The sequence below is a fragment of the Nostoc sp. CCY0012 genome (genome assembly GCF_963920855.1).
Classification (GTDB): Bacteria; Cyanobacteriota; Cyanobacteriia; order Cyanobacteriales; family Nostocaceae; genus Cyanocohniella.
This window is the reverse complement of record NZ_CAWUDM010000041.1, coordinates 33494-54014: the sequence shown is the minus strand read 5'-3', so window position 1 is coordinate 54014 and position 20521 is coordinate 33494. Positions and strand designations below refer to the sequence as shown.

19 protein-coding genes, 1 tRNA gene and 1 pseudogene are annotated in these 20521 nt (G+C 42.1%); 9 read left to right on the top strand and 12 right to left on the bottom strand.

Annotated elements, in window-relative coordinates; genetic code table 11:
• Window positions 1-54: 54 nt before the first annotated feature.
• From ACM0OS_RS13900 to ACM0OS_RS13875, 6 genes and pseudogenes are all read right to left on the bottom strand, one after another.
• Window positions 55-225, bottom strand: a pseudogene (locus ACM0OS_RS13900) (Uma2 family endonuclease); the annotation flags it as partial.
• A gap of 49 nt (window positions 226-274) precedes the next feature.
• On the bottom strand, window positions 275-1003 hold the full coding sequence (locus ACM0OS_RS13895) for an HAD family hydrolase (RefSeq protein WP_414543780.1): 729 nt from the start codon (window positions 1001-1003) through the stop codon (window positions 275-277).
• Between the two features lie 106 nt (window positions 1004-1109).
• Entirely contained in the window at window positions 1110-2303 is a 1194-nt protein-coding gene (locus tag ACM0OS_RS13890; RefSeq protein WP_414543777.1) for a 30S ribosomal protein S1, read from the bottom strand.
• Between the two features lie 297 nt (window positions 2304-2600).
• Window positions 2601-2705, bottom strand: a complete 105-nt coding sequence (locus ACM0OS_RS13885; RefSeq protein WP_414543776.1) for a photosystem II reaction center protein T — start codon at window positions 2703-2705, stop codon at window positions 2601-2603.
• A 126-nt stretch (window positions 2706-2831) separates the two neighbouring features.
• Window positions 2832-4361 carry a photosystem II chlorophyll-binding protein CP47 gene (gene psbB / locus ACM0OS_RS13880; protein WP_414543775.1) on the bottom strand — a complete coding sequence of 510 codons (1530 nt, stop codon included), beginning with the start codon at window positions 4359-4361 and terminating at the stop codon, window positions 2832-2834.
• A 1108-nt stretch (window positions 4362-5469) separates the two neighbouring features.
• Entirely contained in the window at window positions 5470-5829 is a 360-nt protein-coding gene (locus ACM0OS_RS13875) for a hypothetical protein (RefSeq protein WP_414543774.1), read from the bottom strand.
• A 502-nt stretch (window positions 5830-6331) separates the two neighbouring features.
• On the opposite strand from ACM0OS_RS13875, the gene ACM0OS_RS13870 reads away from it, so the two are divergent.
• Both ACM0OS_RS13870 and ACM0OS_RS13865 read left to right on the top strand, forming a co-directional pair.
• A complete protein-coding gene (locus ACM0OS_RS13870; protein ID WP_414543773.1) occupies window positions 6332-7972 on the top strand; it encodes an ABC transporter substrate-binding protein in 1641 nt (546 codons plus the stop codon).
• A 212-nt stretch (window positions 7973-8184) separates the two neighbouring features.
• Entirely contained in the window at window positions 8185-9210 is a 1026-nt protein-coding gene (locus ACM0OS_RS13865; RefSeq protein ID WP_414543772.1) for an ABC transporter permease, read from the top strand.
• A gap of 271 nt (window positions 9211-9481) precedes the next feature.
• On the opposite strand, the gene ACM0OS_RS13860 is transcribed toward ACM0OS_RS13865, so the two are convergent.
• The 3 genes from ACM0OS_RS13860 to ACM0OS_RS13850 form a co-directional block, all read right to left on the bottom strand.
• Window positions 9482-10003 (bottom strand): photosystem I reaction center protein subunit XI, encoded by a 522-nt coding sequence (locus ACM0OS_RS13860; protein WP_414543771.1) that lies wholly within the window; start codon window positions 10001-10003, stop codon window positions 9482-9484.
• Between the two features lie 251 nt (window positions 10004-10254).
• Window positions 10255-10404, bottom strand: a complete 150-nt coding sequence (gene psaJ, locus ACM0OS_RS13855; protein WP_414543770.1) for a photosystem I reaction center subunit IX — start codon at window positions 10402-10404, stop codon at window positions 10255-10257.
• Window positions 10405-10443: 39 nt separating this feature from the next.
• Window positions 10444-10938, bottom strand: coding sequence for a Photosystem I reaction center subunit III (locus ACM0OS_RS13850; protein WP_414543769.1), 495 nt, complete (start codon window positions 10936-10938; stop codon window positions 10444-10446).
• Between the two features lie 176 nt (window positions 10939-11114).
• Here ACM0OS_RS13850 and tsaD point away from each other — a divergent pair, with 176 nt between their 5' ends.
• On the top strand, window positions 11115-12161 hold the full coding sequence (gene tsaD, locus ACM0OS_RS13845; RefSeq protein ID WP_414543768.1) for a tRNA (adenosine(37)-N6)-threonylcarbamoyltransferase complex transferase subunit TsaD: 1047 nt from the start codon (window positions 11115-11117) through the stop codon (window positions 12159-12161).
• 52 nt (window positions 12162-12213) lie between these two features.
• Here tsaD and ACM0OS_RS13840 read toward each other — a convergent pair whose 3' ends face one another.
• Complete coding sequence (locus ACM0OS_RS13840; RefSeq protein WP_414543767.1) at window positions 12214-13122, bottom strand: alpha/beta fold hydrolase; 909 nt, start codon at window positions 13120-13122, stop codon at window positions 12214-12216.
• A gap of 65 nt (window positions 13123-13187) precedes the next feature.
• The gene (locus tag ACM0OS_RS13835; protein WP_414543779.1) at window positions 13188-13907 is read right to left on the bottom strand and encodes a hypothetical protein; all 720 of its coding nucleotides are present in this window, start codon (window positions 13905-13907) and stop codon (window positions 13188-13190) included.
• 418 nt (window positions 13908-14325) lie between these two features.
• On the opposite strand from ACM0OS_RS13835, the gene ACM0OS_RS13830 reads away from it, so the two are divergent.
• The 6 genes from ACM0OS_RS13830 to ACM0OS_RS13805 all read left to right on the top strand — a co-directional run bounded on the left by ACM0OS_RS13830 (window position 14326) and on the right by ACM0OS_RS13805 (window position 19990).
• Window positions 14326-14874, top strand: coding sequence for a GNAT family N-acetyltransferase (locus ACM0OS_RS13830; protein ID WP_414543766.1), 549 nt, complete (start codon window positions 14326-14328; stop codon window positions 14872-14874).
• Window positions 14875-15469: 595 nt separating this feature from the next.
• Window positions 15470-15543, top strand: a tRNA-Pro gene (locus ACM0OS_RS13825).
• Between the two features lie 687 nt (window positions 15544-16230).
• Window positions 16231-17064 carry a Tic22 family protein gene (locus tag ACM0OS_RS13820; protein ID WP_414543765.1) on the top strand — a complete coding sequence of 278 codons (834 nt, stop codon included), beginning with the start codon at window positions 16231-16233 and terminating at the stop codon, window positions 17062-17064.
• Window positions 17065-17067: 3 nt separating this feature from the next.
• The gene (gene prmC, locus ACM0OS_RS13815) at window positions 17068-17991 is read left to right on the top strand and encodes a peptide chain release factor N(5)-glutamine methyltransferase (protein WP_414543764.1); all 924 of its coding nucleotides are present in this window, start codon (window positions 17068-17070) and stop codon (window positions 17989-17991) included.
• Between the two features lie 36 nt (window positions 17992-18027).
• Window positions 18028-18618 carry an L-threonylcarbamoyladenylate synthase gene (locus ACM0OS_RS13810; protein ID WP_414543763.1) on the top strand — a complete coding sequence of 197 codons (591 nt, stop codon included), beginning with the start codon at window positions 18028-18030 and terminating at the stop codon, window positions 18616-18618.
• A gap of 463 nt (window positions 18619-19081) precedes the next feature.
• Window positions 19082-19990, top strand: a complete 909-nt coding sequence (locus ACM0OS_RS13805) for a sensor histidine kinase (RefSeq protein ID WP_414543762.1) — start codon at window positions 19082-19084, stop codon at window positions 19988-19990.
• On the opposite strand, the gene ACM0OS_RS13800 is transcribed toward ACM0OS_RS13805, so the two are convergent.
• Window positions 19953-20420: a GNAT family N-acetyltransferase gene (locus ACM0OS_RS13800; RefSeq protein ID WP_414543761.1), complete on the bottom strand. Its 468-nt coding sequence runs from the start codon at window positions 20418-20420 to the stop codon at window positions 19953-19955. The genes ACM0OS_RS13805 and ACM0OS_RS13800 overlap by 38 nt on opposite strands.
• Window positions 20421-20521: the final 101 nt, after the last annotated feature.

Here is a 20521-nt window from a genome sequence, read left to right as displayed (position 1 = left end):
TTTTCTCAAATTGTTGCCACATCTCATCTTCAACTGCCTTGTCACCCGTTAAGCTGTCCTCCCCACTGCTGAACGATGGGCTGTTCCTTTGGCAATCATCCAAATGATATTTCCTTCTAGCAGTTCCACTCGCTCGTCTGCACCAAAAATCCCCGCCTCAGCCATCCGGTGGTATTCTTCAACTGTCCACAAGCGAAGTTGTAAGCCCGTTTCTGTATCTTGCATGGCTTATACCATTTTGGATTTAAATCTAGCCCCTAGTCCCCAGTCCCCACTATAAAACTTGAATTTCATCTAGTTGATTAATCACCACATCCGCACCTTGGACGTGATCGGATTTACCCACCCATGTAATCCCAATACAACCTGCGGCTTTGGCATTACGAGCCATTTGCATATCACCAACAGCGTCTCCCACCATTAATGTAGCGCTCGGTTCTACTCCCAAAGCTTGACAAGCCTGTAAAAATAGTATTGGGTCTGGTTTACTGGGGCCATCATCCACTCCCTTTTGTATTTGGATGTAATCGCTCAACTGGTATCGGGCGACAAATTCACGAACTTCGGCTGAACTGGCTGCGGAAATAATACCGAGTGTTAATCCTGCGGCTGACAAAGACTGCAATACCTCCAAGCTACCTGGAAATAATGGTGCTGGATCTTTACCCAGATATTTTTCCGCTTCATCCAAAGACTGACGAGCAATTTTTAAAGACTCAAACCATCCTCTACCAGTTTCCGCAATATATGCGGCTGCGGCGATTTCGGTTTCACGGCGACTGGCTACGGATATTAAACCAGCAGGATCTAGGCGATCGCTATCGATACCAAAGGCCATTAATAATGGTTCCCCAATTCCGGGTACTTGCGCGTCTATCATTCTTGCTGCTTTTTGCCCAAGCGATCGCAAATACACTTCTGAATTTTCTAAGGTTCCATTTTTATCAAAAAAAATTGCTTGGATATTGGGAAAGCTGATATCTTTACATTTAATAGTTACCAAAATTTTCCACCCCACATAACTTATTTGCCATAAAAAAAGAGGGGTTTTCCCTCTTTAATCAATACTTTAATGCTCTTATTCGTCAACAAGTAAAACTAACTTTGTCTTACTCTTCAACAACAGCAGGAATTTCTTCTTCTGTTACAGCTACAGCTGATATTTCTTCTGTTGCTTCAGTTGTAGCTTCTTCAGTTGTAGCTTCTTCTGTTGCTTCAGTTGCAGCTTCTTCTGTTACAGCTACAGCCGATAGCTCTTCAGTCTCTGCTTCAGTTGTAGCTTCTTCTGTTGCAGCTACAGCCGATATTTCTTCTGTTGCTTCAGTTGTAGCTTCTTCCGCTTCTACAGCTTCCTCAGCGCCTACAACTTCTTCAGCGTCCGCAGGCGCAATAGTCAAACCTTGCTGCTTGGCTAGCATTTGTTCACGATACTTAGCTGCCATTTCTTCGGCTTTATCGTAGACCAAATCCCGGTTCTTAATCATATCACCGGGTTCGGGTTCCAACTGCTTGGTAGATAAGGAAATCCGACCCCTTTCTGCATCCAAGTCAATGATCATGACTTTAACTTCATCATTGACATTGAACACACTGTGAGGTGTATCAATATGCTCGTGAGAAATTTCGGAAATGTGCAGCAATCCGCTGACACCACCAATATCAATAAACGCACCGTATGGCTTGATACCGCGGACTGTACCAATTACTACTTCGCCTACTTCTAAGCGGTTCATCTTCCGTTCAACCAACGCTCGACGGTGAGATAGAACTAAGCGGTTACGTTCTTCGTCTACTTCTAAGAATTTTAATGGCAGTTCTTCGCCTACCAATTCTTCCTTGGGTTTGCGAGTGCTGATGTGAGAACCGGGGATAAAGCCGCGTAAGCCTTCAATGCGTACCAATGCACCACCGCGGTTAGTAGCAAACACACCGGAACGAACGGTAGCATCTTCTGCTTGTAACTGCCTGACACGTTCCCAAGCGCGCATGTATTCAATGCGACGAATGGAAAGAGTCAGCTGACCATCCTCGTTTTCATCAGTGAGGATGAAAAATTCTCTAGTTTCGTTAGATTGTAAAACTTCTTCCGGGGCATCAACCCGGTTTATAGACATTTCTTGTATAGGTATGTAGGCTGCTGTTTTAGCACCTATGTCAATCAGAGCGCCGCGCGGCTCTATACTGAAAACTGTACCTGGTACAATGTCGCCAGGGCTGAAGTGATAATCGTACTTGTCAAGTAGAGCAGCGAAATCTTCGTGAGTGAATCCAATTTCTGTAGCGGTTAAGTTCTGATTGACCATGCTGATTTGTTCCTGGTTCTAGTCTCCGTAAAGGTTGTGGCATAGGCGTGATGTATATGCGAGGCACTAGGCGGCAGGCAGTTACACCTACATCTTTTTTATCCTAGCGCAGAAAAGCTAGCACTAACACATATTAACTTCCAGATAGAAAATTATATCATAAATCATTGGTCATTGAAACATTTCTTTTACCTTGTTTCCTATTCTTTCATAAACATAGATATCCGCTACTACCACTATTGGTAACAGCGGATAAACCATGATATTTACTCTTCAAACTTTGATAAGAGCAGCCTATTAATCATCTTTCTTTTCGATGCGGGGAGGTTCGCGGAATGCGATCGCAAAGAAAAGAACTCCTATTGCCAAGGTCAAAATCAAGATGTATGCAACGCTTTCCATATTAAAAGCTCCTGCCTATCCAGCAAGTAACGATAGTTTATCAATTCTAAGAGATTGAGGATTAGGTATGGGGGATGAGGAAGACTCTTTCTCAATCCCCAGCACCTAGTCCCCAGTCCCCAAAAATTAGAGGGCTTCTTTCCGGCGGGTTGTTTTATCACCCACTTTCTGGAATAGACCCCACTCAACTTGCTCTTCTAGATCGGCATCAACACCAGCAAATACGTCTCGGTAGATTGTCCGAGAACCATGCCAGAGATGACCAAAGAAGAATAAGAGAGCAAATACAGCGTGTCCAAAGGTAAACCAACCTCTAGGACTGGTGCGGAATACACCATCAGAGTTCAAGGTTTCACGGTCAAATTCAAAGATTTCACCACCTTGAGCTTTCCGGGCATATTTCTTCACATCGGCTGGATCTGTAAAGGTTTGACCATTGAGATCACCACCATAGAAGCTGACGGTGACACCAGTTTGTTCAAAACTATACTTAGATTCTGCCCGACGGAAAGGAATATCAGCGCGGATAACTCCATCAGCATCGGTCAAGATAACTGGGAAGGTTTCAAAGAAGTTGGGAAGACGACGCACGGTCAATTCCCGGCCTTCAGCATCTTTGAATACTGCGTGACCTTGCCAAGATTGAGCGATACCATCGCCCTTGACCATTGGCCCTGTACGGAATAAACCACCTTTGGCGGGGCTATTACCGACATAATCGTAGAAAGCCAGTTTTTCAGGAATTTGCGCCCAGGCTTCTGAAAGGGTCGCACCTTCAGCAAGACTAGTTTGTACGCGACGCTCAATTTCCTGAGTGAAGTATCCTTGATCCCACTGATAACGAGTGGGGCCAAACAGTTCAATCGGGGTGGTAGCGTTACCGTACCACATAGTTCCAGCAACCACGAAAGCTGCAAAGAACACCGCAGCGATACTGCTAGAAAGTACGGTTTCAATGTTCCCCATCCGCAGAGCTTTGTATAGCCTTTCGGGGGGTCTAACTGTGAGGTGGAATAAACCAGCAATAATGCCTACAACGCCTGCGGCGATGTGGTGAGCGACTACGCCACCAGGGTTAAAGGGGTTAAATCCGGCTGGCCCCCATTCTGGTGCTACTGCTTGGATGCTACCAGTTACTCCATAGGCATCAGAAACCCACATTCCCGGGCCAAATAGTCCGGTGAGGTGAAAAGCACCAAAGCCAAAACAAAGTAAACCAGATAAGAACAGGTGAATGCCAAACATTTTTGGCAAGTCTAAAGCAGGTTCGCCAGTGCGAGGATCTCTAAAGAGTTCCAAGTCCCAGTAAACCCAGTGCCAAACAGCAGCTAGGAACAATAGACCAGAAAGAACGATGTGAGCGGCAGCAACACCTTCAAATGACCAGAAACCAGGGTCGGTTGCTGGGCCACCAGTAACGCTCCAACCACCCCATGATTGGGTAACACCTAAACGTGACATGAAGGGTAGCACGAACATTCCTTGACGCCACATCGGATTAAGAACCGGATCACTGGGGTCATAAATAGCTAGTTCGTACAATGCCATCGAACCAGCCCAGCCTGCTACTAAGGCTGTGTGCATCAAGTGTACAGAAATCAACCGTCCTGGATCATTCAGAACGACTGTGTGTACTCGGTACCAGGGTAGTCCCATCGACTACGCTCCTCCTCGATGAGTATGTTTACAAAGCAATTTTCTTACCGAGGTTCTGATGGGCGTAAGTTGCCATTCAGTGAACTCTCTGAGTTTTTTTTATTGCCGGGGTTTTCAGTTAAACCACAACTTAGTCTTGATGAATTTAGACTGTGTGGCTAGTTTGACAATACCGTGGGACGCTGAGTAGCTTAGACCTACCGAGTAGCGATCGCCTAACTGTCCCTGGGTTCTTGGGGAACCTGGCAAACGCCTGTGAGACGTTTAGACGTTAGGGAATATCACCCTTGAGGAACAAACTGTTGGGCGTCTACGCAATTGCCAAGCAAAAATGAGAATGTTTTAAAAAGTGTAACTATTGATGGACTTGTTTGCAAGCGTGTAAATAGATGCGATCGCACTGGATGTCAGTATCATCTGACTCCAAATTGCTGTCACAATTTAATTTGCTTATCTCTCAGTTTACCTAAAAAGGGTCATGAAAATGGACGAAACAAAAAGCAAAATTCGGGTGGTGATACTTGAATCCGCGCTTTTACTTGCTTGTGTGTAACTTATTTATACTTAATTGCCATGTTTTTTATGTAACACTGAGCCTGTGATGGTCTGTTGAACAATTATGAGGTACAGCAATCAAGAATTAACTGTTGAAAGCTAAGACTTAAGCAAAATCATGAAAAAACAAACCGCAAAGGACATAAATAAATAAGAGGTTCAGAGAGTTCTTGCGTAAGTTATCAGAGAATGAAAGCAACGAAAAATTAGTTTATCCGGGTTTACTGGGGCAAAAATTTTCAATATAGATGAACGCAGATAAGTTTATATTGGAGCATAAATTTAAATACAAGTAAGTCGGCGAGAAAAAATCAAACTATGTAAAATAATTAAAATTTATTTCGTAGTAAGCGGCTCTAGCCCTTATTTGAGGACTAAAGTCCTCACTACAAACCTTTAATTATTTACGCCGTCTTACTGAGGATATGGATCAACGCTCCCACTGTTTAAAATGGGAGCGTCAATTTAACTTAAGTTGAGAAAAATAATCTGTCAAATAAGTAAGTTTTAAGAACTAACATTTTTGGCAAATATTGTAGAAATTTCCCTGATCTTAAGATGCACTATTTTTGATGTCACGGCCAGTTTCTTTGGCCCCTTCTACATAGCCTGAACCAAATTCTTTGAAGGCTTCTCCTGACTCTTGTCCAATTTTCTGGAGTCTTTCAATAGGAGAATCTTCGGTCTGACGGGCTTCTTTCTCCCATTGTCCGACAGTTTTTGGTCTTTGAGCATCATTTTGTTGGATCTGCTCGCGGACATTCTCTCTTAATGCTTGATTATTTTGTCTAGCATCGACATTTGTTGTTAGTACAAGGAAACCAACTAAGACAACAGCAAATAAGTTTTTTACTTGCAGTTTTTTCAGAAATGAACTGATTTGAGTAATTGTGCTGTAAATCGAATTTAACATCTTAATGCTCCATAGGTACATTATTTACATTTTTGCCATTGCGGCATATATTGGACTTTATCCAAAATGGTAAAATCCTAATAAATCACATTATCCCTAAAGGATAAATTAGAAATGAAAGATAATTGATTAATTTACCTACCTTTCAGCTAGTTAAATGAATTAACTACAAAACAATAATAATTAATAAAACAAAATCGTTCTTCTAACAAAAGGTATATATTGGCAAAAAAATTTATACGTCGTAAGTTAACTTAATAATTTTGGTATTTACTATAACTTATTGCAGCCGAGCAAAATTTTTTGGTGTTTTGACTTGATTACTGAGACATTTTGCAGCTTTATCCTGTAGTTAAAGAAATCAAAAAACACAGAAACATAGCCTTTAGCTCCTCTTGCGAGCCATGAAGACGCGCTGTATATTACAAAAAGTTAAGTAGCCTGGCCACATATCTTAGTATGAGTATCATTACTGACCGCTAATTTCAAAAATCTGAATGCTATGACCTGGATTTCCTTGACTACGAGGCGATGGGGTAGGATCACACAATTCTTATCTTTATTTTGTCTGTGTTTACTTTTGGTTGTAAGTTGCGCGCCTCGTCAGCAGACAACTAATTCACCATCTGGTGCGGGTGATGGGCGAATTACTGTAGGTACAACACTGAAACCGAGAACCCTCGATCCGGCTGATACTTATGAGTTGGCATCCTTGGGTTTGGTGTTTAATATGAGCGATCGCCTGTACACTTATGAACCAGGGAACACGGAAATTCAACCCCAATTGGCCACAGCATTACCTCAGGTGAGTGCTGATGGTTTAACCTACACTATTCCTTTACGTCAGGGAGTGGTATTTCACGATGGAACTCCCTTCAACGCCAAAGCAATGGAGTTTAGCATCCAGCGATTTATTGAAAATAAAGGCAAACCTTCTTTCTTACTGTCAGACACAATAGCGTCAGTGAAAGCTACAGGTGAAAATGAGTTAACAATTCAATTAAAACAGCCATTTGCCGCATTTCCTGCACTATTGGCATTTTCTGGGGCTTGTGCAGTTTCGCCCACAGCTTACGAAATTGGTGCGGGTAAATTCCAGCCGAATACCTTTGTGGGAACTGGCCCTTACAAGTTAGCGCAGTATGGTACAGATTCCCTACGATTAGATGTATTTGACAAATATTGGGGAGAAAAACCAGCTAATCAAGGCGTTAACGTCCAAATTCAGACGAGTCCAGTGAACTTGTTTAATGCTTTCCGCACAGGCGCCGTAGATGTAGCGTATCTGACTTTACAACCAGATCAAATTCGCAGCTTAGAACAAGGTGCTGCAAAAGGAGATTGGCAGACGATTACTGCTCAGGGTAGTGTAGTCAGTTATATGGTGTTGAATCGGAATCAAAAGCCTTTAGATCAACCAGAAGTTAGAGCTGCGATCGCAGCGATGATTGATCGCCCCCTCTTAAATGAGCGCGTGATGCTTGGTCAAGCTGATCCACTTTACAGCATGATTCCCACGACATTTAAAGTTTCTCAGCCATTGTTTCAAGAAAAATATGGTGATGCTAACTTTGAGCAAGCCAAAAAATTATTAACTAGCGCTGGTTTCTCTAAAGAAAATCCCGCTAAAGTGCAAATTTGGTATCCTTCTAGTTCAGCTAATCGCAGCTTGGCTGCACAGACACTGAAATCTCTTGCTGATCAACAAATGGATGGCATATTGCAAATAGAAACCAGCACAGTAGAAAGTGCCACCTTCTTTAAAGATATTTCTAGGGGTATATATCCAGTAGCTTTAGTTGATTGGTATCCCGACTTTTTAGACCCTGATAATTATGTACAGCCATTTCTGTCTTGTCAAAAAGGTTCAACTGCGAATGGCTGTGAAGATGGCGGTAGTAGAACACAGGGTTCCTTTTACTATAGTGATGCTGTAAACAAACTAATTGTCCAACAGCGTCAAGAACAAAACCCCCAAGTGCGTCAGCAAATTTTTACAAAAATCCAAACACAAGTAGCTACCGATGTACCGTATATTCCCCTGTGGCAAACCAAAGACTATATTTTTGCTCAAACAGGTGTAAATAACGTCAAACTTGACCCCACTCAAAATCTAGTTTACAGACTGATTCAAAAATCGTAAATTCATATCCCCCGAATAGACATCGGGGGTTTAATTACGAATTACGAATTAAGTAGAATGGTGTAAATAATAAAAGGTTTGTAGTGAGGACTTTAGTCCTCTAATAAGGACTGAAGTCCTTACTACGAAACAAATGCAATTTTTTTTACATTACTTCACATAGTTTGGTTTTTTCAAGTCGTTCTACTTACGAATTACGAATTACTTAAAACATGTCTCGCTCTAAAGCTTTACAATATTACATTCTCTCTCGGTTGCTATTGGCTCCATTGCAACTGTTAACTATCATTACCATCGTATTTTTATTACTAAGAGCTACACCGGGAGATCCAGCCGATGCGATTCTCGGTGGACGTGCGCCAGAATCAGCGAAGGAGGAATTACGCCAACAACTAGGTTTAAATCTTCCTCTCTGGCTACAGTATTTAAATTACATGGGAAACTTACTGCGCTTTGATTTGGGTACGTCTTTAACCAGTAGGGGACAGCATGTATGGGACATAATTGGGCAGTATTTCCCGGCGACAGTAGAGTTAGCAGTGTCGAGTATGGCCATTGCACTCATCGTTGGTATTGTAGCTGGTACTCTTTCTGCTTCTCGTCCGGGGACAGTTTTTGATATTGGGGGGCGGTTGTTTGGTATCATCACATACGCACTTCCCATGTTTTGGGCAGGGATGCTTTTACAATTAATTTTCTCGGTACAACTAGGTTGGTTTCCCAATTCCAACCGTTTTCCCCCAAATTTACCTGCGCCTACTCCTATCACGGGATTATACATAATAGATAGCTTGCTCACGGGCAACTTCAGCCAGTTGTTGACATCCTTGCACCATTTGGCCCTTCCGAGTCTGACTCTGGGAATTTTACTTAGTGGAATTTTTGAGCGTATTGTCCGCGTCAATTTAAAGCAAACCCTCAAAGCAGATTATGTAGAAGCCGCTAGAGCCAGAGGTATTACTGAAAATAAAATTTTAGTCTCCCATGCCTTGAAAAATGCCCTGATTCCCGTAATTACGGTTTTAGGTTTAACTTTTGCGTCTCTATTGGGTGGAGCAATTTTAACAGAGGTGACATTTTCTTGGCCTGGGTTAGCAAATCGACTTTATCAAGCAATTTCCGACCGCGATTATCCCACAGTACAGGGAGTACTCGTATTTTTTGGAGCGATCGTGGTGGCGGCCAGCATTTTAATTGATATTTTAAATGCTTATGTTGATCCGCGTATCCGTTATTAGGGACTTCCAGAAAATAAATTATCCAATTTACTCAGATAATATTTTGTTGTCTTCCCCTTGTCCCCTACCTACCCAGCGATAGGATCTTTTTTAGTTGAAAGTCCAAATCCTTCTCTGCGAGATGCTACGCGGTAAGCGCAGCTATGCCCGTCAGGGCTTTAGTAAAGCCTGAATGGGCAAAACTTCGCTGCTGATGCATAGAGCAGAGGTAATCACATCACTGACAATCAGCAATTACCCATGCCCTATGCTCCATTAGCAAAAAATTAAATTAACCAACGAGACCTTGGATTAGTCCCAAATTTGTAGTCAAGAAATAAGCAACTACTGCACCACCAATACCACCAATTAAGAAGGAACTGGCAAAATTATTCCAGCTTTCTTTGGAGTTAAAAGCGTCTACTGGAGGATTGGGTACAGTAACGCTGGCAAGTGCTTTGGCAGGATTACTATTGGCATATAGGGATAGACAGGCGGTGAGAATCACAACCAAGCCGATAGCTGCCAGTAATCCAGCTAAGTTAGCATTTTCTGCATTCCGTAAGGGGCCCAATTTGGCGAAAGGCCCAAATAGTAAGTAACCATGAGCCATGCCTACTTCTAGTCCCCGTCTCGAAGGATTAAGACCTTGGCGATAGGCAGGTAAATTATTAATGAACCACTTAACCAAGGGGGAAGAATTAATCGGGGTTTCTAGATTGCCTTGCTGGGGATCTCGTCCTGCTGGAGCAACAACTTCCCGATTTCTCGGATCGCTGGGGGAATTTTTGGATGAATCTACTGCTTGCGCCATATTGTATGTTCGCCTCTAAATTAGAATGGTGGCATTTTATATTATTAATAATAATTGTAGCTAAAGATGTATTTTGGCTAGTAAGTTTAAAAAAATTAATTTAGTAACTTTTAAAAGCATGAAACTCGTAAGCTCGTTTGACAGCATTACGAGTTTCATAACTTAATTTCTTCTACCTATTTAAGCAATATTTAAACTTAAATAAGCTGAAAAGAACTACACCATATTAGAACTGAAATCCCATTTTCCACTTATGGTAGTGGGTGGAAAAGTAAGTCGGGAAAAAAGCGGTTGAATTCAATCAAAATACCTGCGGTGATTGTCAGCCAAATGGTAGCTGCAACTGGTGCGGTAGAAAGAAAGGTTACAAGGTAGGACGACTGATCGCCTTTGTCTGCCATAAATTTAGTCTCCAAAACAAATGAATTAGTGAGGACAAATTAGCGCGGAGAGACAGGAATTTCTGAATCTTTAGCTGTTAATTCGCCTGAAAGGAGTTCTTTAATTGCTGCCACCGGCCAAGCAAAGCCTGTAGCCATAATAGGCAGTGCTAAACCAAGATCAATTTGGATCTCTTTTTGCTCAGTATCTGATGATTTTTTAATGGCTTGGAGGTAAGCACGACCTACCCAACCAATCCAACCAGCAATATACAGGAACAGGATGCTAGGAATTAGGAAGTCGCCGGCACGATCCAGACGACCGTCAACAATCAAGTGAGGATAACCCTCAGGCCCACACAGTGCCTGAGAATAACGCTCAAACCGCTTTCTTCCTGATTCGGGGTCAGCGGTAGTATTACGGGCATTTTTTGCTAGCTCTTGAAAGGCGGGAGAGTCTTTACAGGGTACCAAGTTAGCCCCAAGCGCTTGGGCTGGGGGGGCAAAATTGGACCAAAGACAAATCGCTAAAATCAAAGCAAACAATCGTCTCATGGAGTTGTTTCCTTTTATTACAAAACAAAAAGTTTTTTGTACAAAACGAAGCGGCTTGTACAGTCTTTATTTGCATAACTAGCAAGTCATCATACTCTTGGGCGGGAACCGAGTAAAGTTTAAGTAAATAAAAGTTAAAGCTTCTCAAACAAATCGTTATCTATCACAACCCTGGAATGGCAACCGTTTTAGCAATAGAAACCAGCTGCGATGAAACTGCCGTCGCAATTGTTAACAATCGTGAAGTTTATAGCAGTATCGTCGCCTCCCAAATTTTAGTTCATAGCCAGTACGGCGGGGTGGTGCCAGAGGTGGCATCCCGTCAACACTTGGAAACGATCAATGAGGCGATCGCTCAGGCTTTAGAGCAAGCCAAACTGAACTGGCAGCAAATCGATGGGATCGCCGCCACCTGCGCCCCTGGTCTTGTAGGAGCGCTATTAGTAGGATTAACTGCTGCCAAAACTTTAGCAATGTTACACAATAAGCCATTTTTGGGAGTCCATCATCTGGAAGGCCACATTTACGCGACTTATTTGAGTGAGCCAACTTTAGATCCCCCATTTCTTAGCTTACTCGTTTCCGGCGGACATACAAGCTTGATTTATGTAAAAGATTGTGGTAATTACGAAACCCTGGGAGAAACTCGTGATGATGCTGCTGGTGAAGCCTTTGATAAAGTAGCCAGGTTGTTAAATTTGGGTTATCCCGGCGGGCCTGTAATTGATCAGCTAGCACAAACAGGTAATCCCCGGGCCTTTGCCTTACCAGAAGGTAAAGTTTCTTTAGCGGGTGGAGGATATCATCCTTATGACAGCAGTTTTAGTGGTTTAAAGACCGCAGTGCTGCGATTAGTACAGCAGTTAGAGAAAGATGGTAAACAAATACCAGTGCCAGATTTAGCAGCTAGCTTTCAGGAAACTGTAGCGCGATCGCTGACCAAAAGAGCGATCGCCTGTGCCGTTGATCATGGTCTTAATACAATTGCCGTTGGTGGAGGGGTAGCAGCTAACAGCAGCCTCAGAAGCACTTTACAGGCCGCAGCCACCCAACATAACTTACGTGTTCTATTCCCACCCCTCAAATACTGTACCGATAACGCCGCCATGATTGCCTGCGCCGCTTCTCATCATCTATCCCTTGGTCACACATCACTTTTGACCTTAGGAGTTGAATCTAGGCTACCGCTGACCCAGGTAATGAAGTTGTATGGCAGGGAATAGAGAATTGGGAGTTGGGAGTTGGGAGCAGGATAAAGTTTTTTTTGAATAAACACTAAGTAGTGACAATTGACCGAATATGACTAGCAACTACATCCGGCTGCTCTAACATTGCTAAGTGACCACAATCAGGAATTTCAATTACATTGTCACCACTGTATTGAAACAGCCGATGAAAACTAGCTAAATGGCGAACATACTTAGGTTCCATTACCTTGTCATCGGTACCAGCCAAAAAATAAACTGGTTGCTGCAATTGAGACACTAGTTGAGGTAATCGGTTAACTTCTTCTTCAGTTGTAGAGTCTAGCAGCGCTCCCAGTGCTGCTTCTGGGTCAGCTACGACAAAATCAATCACTCGCTGACGTGCCCATTGGCGTTCTAACGGACGAGCTACACTGGCTCTGGTAAAAAGCAAATCAATCAAAGGTAGTTGAGACAGCCAACGCGGACGAACTTGCAAAAATTTTTGTCCGGCTGAACGAAACTGCTCAAAAGCTTCTTTGAGATAAATACCACCACCTGCGTTAATACAGATCACTCCTTTGACACAATCAGGCATCTGAGCCGCCGCCCACAGCGCAATTGTACCTCCCAAGGAATGACCAATCAGCCAAGCGCTAGTAATATTCAGCTGTTGTAGCAGAGCAGCTAAATCCTGAGCATAAACAGCTGGCGTATAAAGAGAATCGAAGGGCAAACTCAACTCATCAATAGAGTGAGAACTCAAGCTGACAGAAGTTGGAGCCGAACTAAAATCTGTTTCTGGCTGGGACTGGGACTCACCAAAACCTCGCAAATCATAAGATAGGCACTGCAAATCAACTGACAACCGGGAAATTACAGGTTGCCAATATCCACGGCTATTTAGCCAACCGTGAATAAACACTAAAGCGTGTGGATAAGAGGTGGGAGCCGTTAGCTCGTATGCGTGTGGAACGCCTAAGATTTCGATGGTTGCCATAATTAATATCGTACCCCTAAGACGTGGGTGCGACTAAATACGCCATATGAGGAGTTAAGATTTGTTCATTTACCCAACAACCTCAACCGTACGCCTTCGGCAATTTTATGTCCTAAATATTCTGGAATGAGGCTTTCATTCGGCCCCAATAAGTAGAGAATCAGCCGTGTGCGTCCTCGCCAAACCAGCAAATTAGCATTGACGACTAGCAGGTCTTCCTGCCAAATGGCGTACATGACTTTGTAAAATAATCCCGGTTGATTGTCGGCTTCAATTACCAGGGCAGGGAGATGAAATACTGGATCAACATAAAACTCTGTTTGTACTTGTTCTAAGCCAGTATCCAGGTTAAATTCTACTGCCAGCATTTCTTCTACCTCAAACCTACCTCCTAGAGCCTCGCGAATGGCGCGGCAAACATTTTCTGCGGTTTTCTCTGTTAAGGCTTTACTGCCACGAGATACTAATAGTTTGATAAAAACTAACATTGGCGGTCTAATCTGACCATATAGGCTCAGACCGTGGATGGTTAGCCCATAAGCAGCTAGCACACCAAAAATATCACTCAAGAGAAACGACTGGTTACGATAAGCAAAATGCAGCGCACTTTTGCTACCTTCCGGCTTCAACTCAATCACAGCGCGTTTGGTTTTATAAAGACGGTAGGCTAACCGCAAATTTTGCAGTTGAATTTCACTACTAACAAATTGCTCATAAAACTGGGGAAAGGCTCGATTAAAGCGCTTTAGGAGTTCCAGTGTTGAAGATTTTAAACCAGAAGCCATCGTTGGGGTAAGACTCACTTGCTGTTGTCACCTGGGGAACTCGGTACCCCTCTGGGGATATGGGGGGTTTACTTAAGATACTCACACCTTATGTGAAGACACATAGTGTACAAGACAAAGTTTTTTCTTGTTCCCATCTTTAAAGATAGGGGCTTGTTACTAATTATTCCCAAATCCCTGATCTGCACTCTCTTGCCTTGCCTTTTGAGAAATTTCTCCTAGGCTTCACAACAAAATGCTAAAGTTAAAAATAATTGGTGTGAAACACGCTGTGAAAGGCTATTGCCATTAAAAATCCCGAAAACATATAAAAAAGTAAAGTGTCAAGGGTAGTTTATGGTATTAGCTTGGAGAAACGTGAATCAACACTCCCAGAGAGTGGAAACTAATTCAGTTATACTACCCGAACCACGTTGGCATGGGTTTTTGGAAAACTTGGTTTAATACGTCTGATTCTGTAGCGACAAATAAGACAACCTCCTTTGATGAACAGACAGGTGTTGCGGGTTCTATGCCCGGTAGCGATACCTCCGGTACTACGCGGAGTCAAGAACGCATCGTTTTTAGCACGGAGCGAGATATTGACCTGTATGAACTAGAAGAACTCTGTGATGCAGTCGGTTGGTCGCGTCGTCCATTAAGGAAAGTTAAAAAAGCCATTGAGCATAGTTTTCTCGTAGCCTCTATGTGGCAAGTTCGAGGAAATCAAAGACGGCTCATTGGTTTTGCACGTGCCACCTCGGATCATGCATTTAATGCGACTATTTGGGATGTGGTAGTTCACCCAGACTTTCAAGGCAAAGGACTGGGGAAAGCGCTGATGAAATACGTACTCAAAAAACTGAGAAGTGAAGAGATTAGCAATGTGACTTTGTTTGCTGATCCTCATGTTCTAGATTTTTATCGGAGTATGGGTTTTATGTCAGATCCAGAAGGGATTAAAGGTATGTTCTGGTATCCGCACTAAATCTTCAACCAAAATACAGCATTTGGCAAAAAAACAAATTGGCGACAATCCTAACTAGGTGTCAACAATCTTCTGTGTTTGGGCGCATTTTTGCTAATGGGTGCTAAAAAGTTGATTCAGCGCCACATTCAGAGACTGACAAATGAAAAAATAATCAACTCCCTGGGGGACGCTACGCGGTAAGCGCAGCTATGCCCGTTAGGGCTTTACGCTTTGGTGAGCAAGGTGAAAATAAATGTAATCTTAGTAACAAAGGTATAAAACAATTCAAAATTCACGTAACAACTACGTATTTTAGTCATTGCGATCGTAGGGAAGCAATCTCAAAGCCTTGATTTTCGTAGCGAGTGCGTAAGTCTTATGAGTAATTTAATTTTTGGATGTCCTTCACAGTCCTTGATCATCAAGCAATTAGGGTGAATGTCGCCGGTCAGAAAATTTGTTAGTCAAGATATGTTAAATATGGTATGATGTGTATATTGCTGTGGGAAGATAGTTATTTGGAGATAAAACCCGAATACTTGCTATCTAACTCAGTTTTGCTTTATCCTTGGCTAGCTAGATAATAAATAGCAGTCAGCGATTCATATACAACCGGGATGTAGCGCAGCTTGGTAGCGCGCCTGCTTTGGGAGCAGGATGCCGCAGGTTCAAATCCTGTCATCCCGATTTTAACTAATTGAGCAAAAATAAGTACAAAGTCCCGTAAGGTTTGAAAGCTTATGGAATTTTTTTAATATATTTGCTTGAAGAAAAAAATTTGATAGGCTGTCAATTTCCGAGACAGGTAATTACAGAGCAATTGTTTTGGTAAGCTTTAAATTCAAATTGAATATTTGCTGTGAAACGGAAGTTTACGTAATTCTGCTGAGAGACAAAATTGTCAGGAAAAATAGATAAACTTGCTGCCAACAAGTAACAAAATATCAACAATGGATTTTGTATATATTTGAACATATTTAAAAATAAGGTTAAGTGGAACGATTAATTATCTAATGGCGTCCTCTAGATTTGAGAAAGCCAAGACAAGGTATAGAATTGATCATCTCTAAGATTCGGGAAAGTTTTTGCCTATGCGAGAACACACTATAATAGGCATTTACATCATTTGGCAGTAGATAGCAAGGCGAAATTGCAAAAAAAAGAACCTGATAACGATCAATGGGTGATCGCCGGATCATAAAAATTCTTAAAGTGGGAAAATAGCACTTTTTGAGAATTGATTGTTAATATTTAAACGCCACCACAAATTTTTCACATTTTAAATGAATTGCTATATAACTAAGACTAGTTAGTGTGGTGCAAATCTAACGGTGTGTTTGACTTAAATTTAACTATTGAAGCGAGGAGTCGTTTATGAAAGCATTAGTTCGCTGGGGCGCAACATTAAGTTTAGTCGGTAGTACTTTTCTAGGATCAGTTTTTGCCGGCAGTTTCCCAGCGCTGGCTTTGTCGGAACAACAAATAAAGGAAAAATTAGATTCAGTTCCTGTATACATAATTACCAATGAAAAAGGTTTACCATTGAGCCGTCCATTGACAGAAGCTCAAGGCGCTCAAAAACCTGGTGGTTCGGTAACAGGGGTTTATATGAGTCGGCAAGAGGCTCAAGGCTTCATCAAGGAACTACAGAGCGCCCAAGGCAAAGACCCGAAAACACAAGAAATGGTAAAAAGCCTACAGGTGACAGCTGTGCCTCTGGGGGTCATTTATCAGCAATTGCAACAAACTAAAAACCAGTCAGAACGTCTGCTATTTGCCTTTAAACCTGTAGAACAGGAAATTAAAGGAGCAATGGATTTACTGCGTCAAAGTGGTCAACAGGTAAATCAGTTTCCCAGTGTACCTGTTTTTGCTGTGAGATTTTCACCAGACCAAGGTTATGTGCCTATTCAACTGACATCGGAAAAAGAGCAATTAATTCCTTTGTTTTTAAGTAAGCAAGATGCACAAGGCTTGTTAACTCAGGTAAAACCGAAGTTTCCCAAGGCTGATATTCAGGTAATAGACATAGATGGAGTAATTAAAACTTTACAAGAAAAAAATGATCCTTGGCTCGACCAAGTTGTTTTAGTGCCATCTCAGGAATCTAGAGAATATATCAGGACATTGCCCAAAGAGAATACACCCAATACTCAAGTAGCTCCCAACAGAAATAATACTCAGCCGGCGAAACCCCAGCAACGTTAAGGAATGACAGATAAACAGCTACAGGCAGCTTCTGGTTTACAGCTTTGGCAGTGGCGTCAGAGAGCGATCGCAGGTGCGATGGCATCTCATGTCTCACCAAATGAGGTAGATTGGCTGCTGCTAGAGGTAGCTGAATTAGACCGCTTGGCACTGCGTTTAGAATCTTTCAAAGACTGGCCGGAAATTCCGATGTCGTTGCCGTTAGAAGATTTAGACCAGTTGTGGCAAAGGCGATTAAATGAACACTTGCCAGTGCAATACATTGCCGGAGTTACGCCTTGGCGAAATTTTCAGCTTGCGGTGTCCAATGCGGTTTTGATTCCTAGACCAGAAACTGAGTCTTTAATTGATTTAACTGTGGCTGCTGCTACTAACAGTGGGGCAGCCCCATTTTTACAATCAGGACATTGGGCAGATTTAGGCACAGGTAGTGGGGCGATCGCTTTGGGACTAGCAGATGCATTGCCAAAAGCTACAATTCATGCTGTAGATTACAGTCCAGCAGCTTTAGCGATCGCCCAATTAAATGCTCATAATGCAGGTCTTGATCACCAGATTCACTTTTACCAAGGGTCTTGGTGGGAGCCATTAGCATCTATGAAAGGTCAGTTCAGTGGTATGGTGTCCAACCCACCGTATATTCCCACCAGTACCGTGGCTACCCTGCAACCGGAAGTAGTCAAGCATGAACCACATTTAGCCTTAGATGGTGGTGCTGATGGTTTAGATTGTATTCGTCAGTTAATAGACATTTCTCCTGATTATTTGCGCCCTGGTGGTGTGTGGCTAATTGAGATGATGGCGGGTCAGGCGGATATAGTAAAAAAACTTTTACAAAAGCAAGGTAGCTACTGTAATATTCAAATTCATCAAGATTTAGCGGGGATTGAGCGCTTTGCTGTAGCTTATGTAAGTGCTGAGATATGAAATAATTGTTAATTCATCACTTACAATGCCGGACACATGACCCAAGTTTCTTTAGTTGACCTGATAGCTGGCGCACGTGCTGGCTTATTAGTTAGTTTTCCCACAGATACTGTTCCTGCACTGGCCACCCTACCAGAAAAGGCCGGATTAATTTTTGCAGCGAAACAGCGTAGTCAGGATAAACCTTTAATTTTGATGGGGGCTAGTGCCGAGGATTTGTGGCCTTATGTCAAGGGTAGTGAAAATGAGTTAAAAATTTGGCAAGAGGTTGCTAATCAACATTGGCCGGGAGCATTGACTCTAGTATTACCCGCAAGTAATCGCTTACCACCACAAATAAACCCAACTGACCCGACAACAATTGGGATTCGAGTACCTAACAGTGCGATCGCCCAAACTATTTTGGCGCAAACAGGCCCTCTTGCTACCACTAGCGCCAATTTTTCTGGTCAGCCGCCCTTACAAAAATTAATAGAAATTGCCGCGCAGTTCCCAGAGGCGTTGACTTTGGCAACAACAGAATTGTCCGATGAAATTACAGGATTAGGTGTACCTTCTACTGTTGCTAAATGGACGGGAGCAGATTGGCAAACTTTGCGTTCCGGTGTCATTCAATTAAATTTTTAGATACAGAAGTGGACAAGTAAATAATTAGGATTAATCTTTGATGTTTGCAAAGCCCAATAAATCCTACTCCTAACTAATACAAGTTCAAGATTCAGTATACTTAACAAGACTCAAACCAGATTCCTATAGTTATAATGTTGTTTTCCTATTATTAGCCCCACTTTTAATAGTTAAGAATGCCAAAAATCAGGGTAAGCTAGTCAATAGCTTGTCCCAAATCTGACATTGTATCAATGTAAGGAGCAGTATACAAACACTGTATTACCTACTAATTTATTTTTTTGAAGAATAGTTTATATAAACTCTCTTTTTTACCTTGATATTTGTTGATAAACAATCTTGGTAAAATTTTAAAACTCCTGATTTATTTATTCAAGCTCAGAATGAATTGGACTAATTAGGAAATCTGGGAATTTATTTTGCACTATTGTTATTAATTAACAAGATAATAATTGCCAAATTTATGAATTGGAGTAACTGGATATATCTAAGTGTAGGATTAATAATCGGTTGGATCTGCCGTTGGTTATTTACACGGTCTTTAAATACTGGCTCTAACTCATCTTCAGTGATATTAAAAGAGCAACAGCAAGCGTCAAAACTCCAGCAACAGATCAAGGAAACGCAGCTGGCGTACCAAATGGCAAAAGAAATGAGCCAGTTTAAAGCGGGTTTTTTAGCACGGACTACCCATGAATTGCGATCGCCACTAAATGGTTTAATTGGTTTGCATCAGTTAATTCTGTCTGATTTGTGCGACGATCCAGCCGAAGAGCGAGAATTTATTGGACAAGCTCACGAACGGGCGCTGAAACTGCTACATCTTATTGATGAAATTCTCAATATAGCTAGAACAGAACACGGTACAAATAAATTAGATATTCAGCCGCATTCTCTAGCCGATATTTTGCAGGAAGTGAAAAAATTGACTTATCTGCTAGCCGCAAATCGTAATTTACCTTTGCAGGTGACGCTTCCTGATGCCGAAGTTTACGTTTTGGCCGATTACCGCTGGCTATGTCAAATATTAGTAAATTTAGTAGACACTGCCATTGCTCAGATGCAGGAAGGCAGTATCTTTATTTCTAGTAACCCTTCATCTACTAGTCATACTCTTGATATTTACTTGGATGTGCCTAATGATGCTGTCACCAAAAGTGAGCCAATTGATTTGATGCATTTATCAGAGCAGCAGCTTCAAATTAATCAAGACAACACGATCCTTTCACCAGGAATGAAACTATCACTCAACCAAACTCTACTGGAAGTGATGGGAGGAAAACTGGAAATTGTGCCATCTCCAACCACTGAAGCATTTACCAGGTTGCAAGTTTCTATCCCCCTAGTGATTCCTGAAGCTGGACTTCAGTAACAGAAAACTCTTCAAGTTGGGATTGGTTATGTAGCACCATTGTGGTGGTGGCGTTAGTCTGAAAACCAATTTTTTCATAAAACTCTTGTTGATGAGTAGTCATCAGGTATACACGCTCAACCTTCCTCACCTGAGGATGACTCAAAACAGTTTCTACTAACTTACTGCCTAAACCTGTACCCCGATACTCTGGATGAATGACAACATCCCAGATAGTGGCGCGATAGATACCATCAGAAGTGGCTCTGGCAAAACCAATGAGTCGCTCTCTATCCCAAATAGTAATCACAGGTTTGCTGTTGGCGATCGCTATGCCTAAATCCTCGATACTCCGCCCTTTGGCCCAAAAGGCTGCAATATTAAATAGTTCTTGGAGTTGGTAAAGGTCTATTTCCGAGCGATCGCTAAATTGAATTTGAGGATAGTTCATGTATTGCACCCCAATGTGGCAGTATCTTCGCTGTCATTAATTCATATTGTGCTAGAAATTGCTGAATACGTATATCTTTATGCAACGATTTTTCGTCATCA

Bases quoted from the DNA above. Each gene is read 5' to 3' on its own strand.
- ACM0OS_RS13875 (WP_414543774.1), bottom strand. From the start codon at position 5,829: ATGTTAAATTCGATTTACAGCACAATTACTCAAATCAGTTCATTTCTG.
- ACM0OS_RS13800 (WP_414543761.1), bottom strand. From the start codon at position 20,420: ATGAACTATCCTCAAATTCAATTTAGCGATCGCTCGGAAATAGACCTT.
- ACM0OS_RS13890 (WP_414543777.1), bottom strand. From the start codon at position 2,303: ATGGTCAATCAGAACTTAACCGCTACAGAAATTGGATTCACTCACGAA.
- ACM0OS_RS13865 (WP_414543772.1), top strand. From the start codon at position 8,185: ATGTCTCGCTCTAAAGCTTTACAATATTACATTCTCTCTCGGTTGCTA.
- ACM0OS_RS13840 (WP_414543767.1), bottom strand. From the start codon at position 13,122: ATGGCAACCATCGAAATCTTAGGCGTTCCACACGCATACGAGCTAACG.
- psbB (WP_414543775.1), bottom strand. From the start codon at position 4,361: ATGGGACTACCCTGGTACCGAGTACACACAGTCGTTCTGAATGATCCA.
- ACM0OS_RS13850 (WP_414543769.1), bottom strand. From the start codon at position 10,938: ATGAGACGATTGTTTGCTTTGATTTTAGCGATTTGTCTTTGGTCCAAT.
- ACM0OS_RS13810 (WP_414543763.1), top strand. From the start codon at position 18,028: ATGACCCAAGTTTCTTTAGTTGACCTGATAGCTGGCGCACGTGCTGGC.
- tsaD (WP_414543768.1), top strand. From the start codon at position 11,115: ATGGCAACCGTTTTAGCAATAGAAACCAGCTGCGATGAAACTGCCGTC.
- ACM0OS_RS13830 (WP_414543766.1), top strand. From the start codon at position 14,326: ATGGGTTTTTGGAAAACTTGGTTTAATACGTCTGATTCTGTAGCGACA.
- ACM0OS_RS13885 (WP_414543776.1), bottom strand. From the start codon at position 2,705: ATGGAAAGCGTTGCATACATCTTGATTTTGACCTTGGCAATAGGAGTT.
- psaJ (WP_414543770.1), bottom strand. From the start codon at position 10,404: ATGGCAGACAAAGGCGATCAGTCGTCCTACCTTGTAACCTTTCTTTCT.
- ACM0OS_RS13870 (WP_414543773.1), top strand. From the start codon at position 6,332: ATGACCTGGATTTCCTTGACTACGAGGCGATGGGGTAGGATCACACAA.
- ACM0OS_RS13805 (WP_414543762.1), top strand. From the start codon at position 19,082: ATGAATTGGAGTAACTGGATATATCTAAGTGTAGGATTAATAATCGGT.
- prmC (WP_414543764.1), top strand. From the start codon at position 17,068: ATGACAGATAAACAGCTACAGGCAGCTTCTGGTTTACAGCTTTGGCAG.
- ACM0OS_RS13860 (WP_414543771.1), bottom strand. From the start codon at position 10,003: ATGGCGCAAGCAGTAGATTCATCCAAAAATTCCCCCAGCGATCCGAGA.
- ACM0OS_RS13820 (WP_414543765.1), top strand. From the start codon at position 16,231: ATGAAAGCATTAGTTCGCTGGGGCGCAACATTAAGTTTAGTCGGTAGT.
- ACM0OS_RS13835 (WP_414543779.1), bottom strand. From the start codon at position 13,907: ATGGCTTCTGGTTTAAAATCTTCAACACTGGAACTCCTAAAGCGCTTT.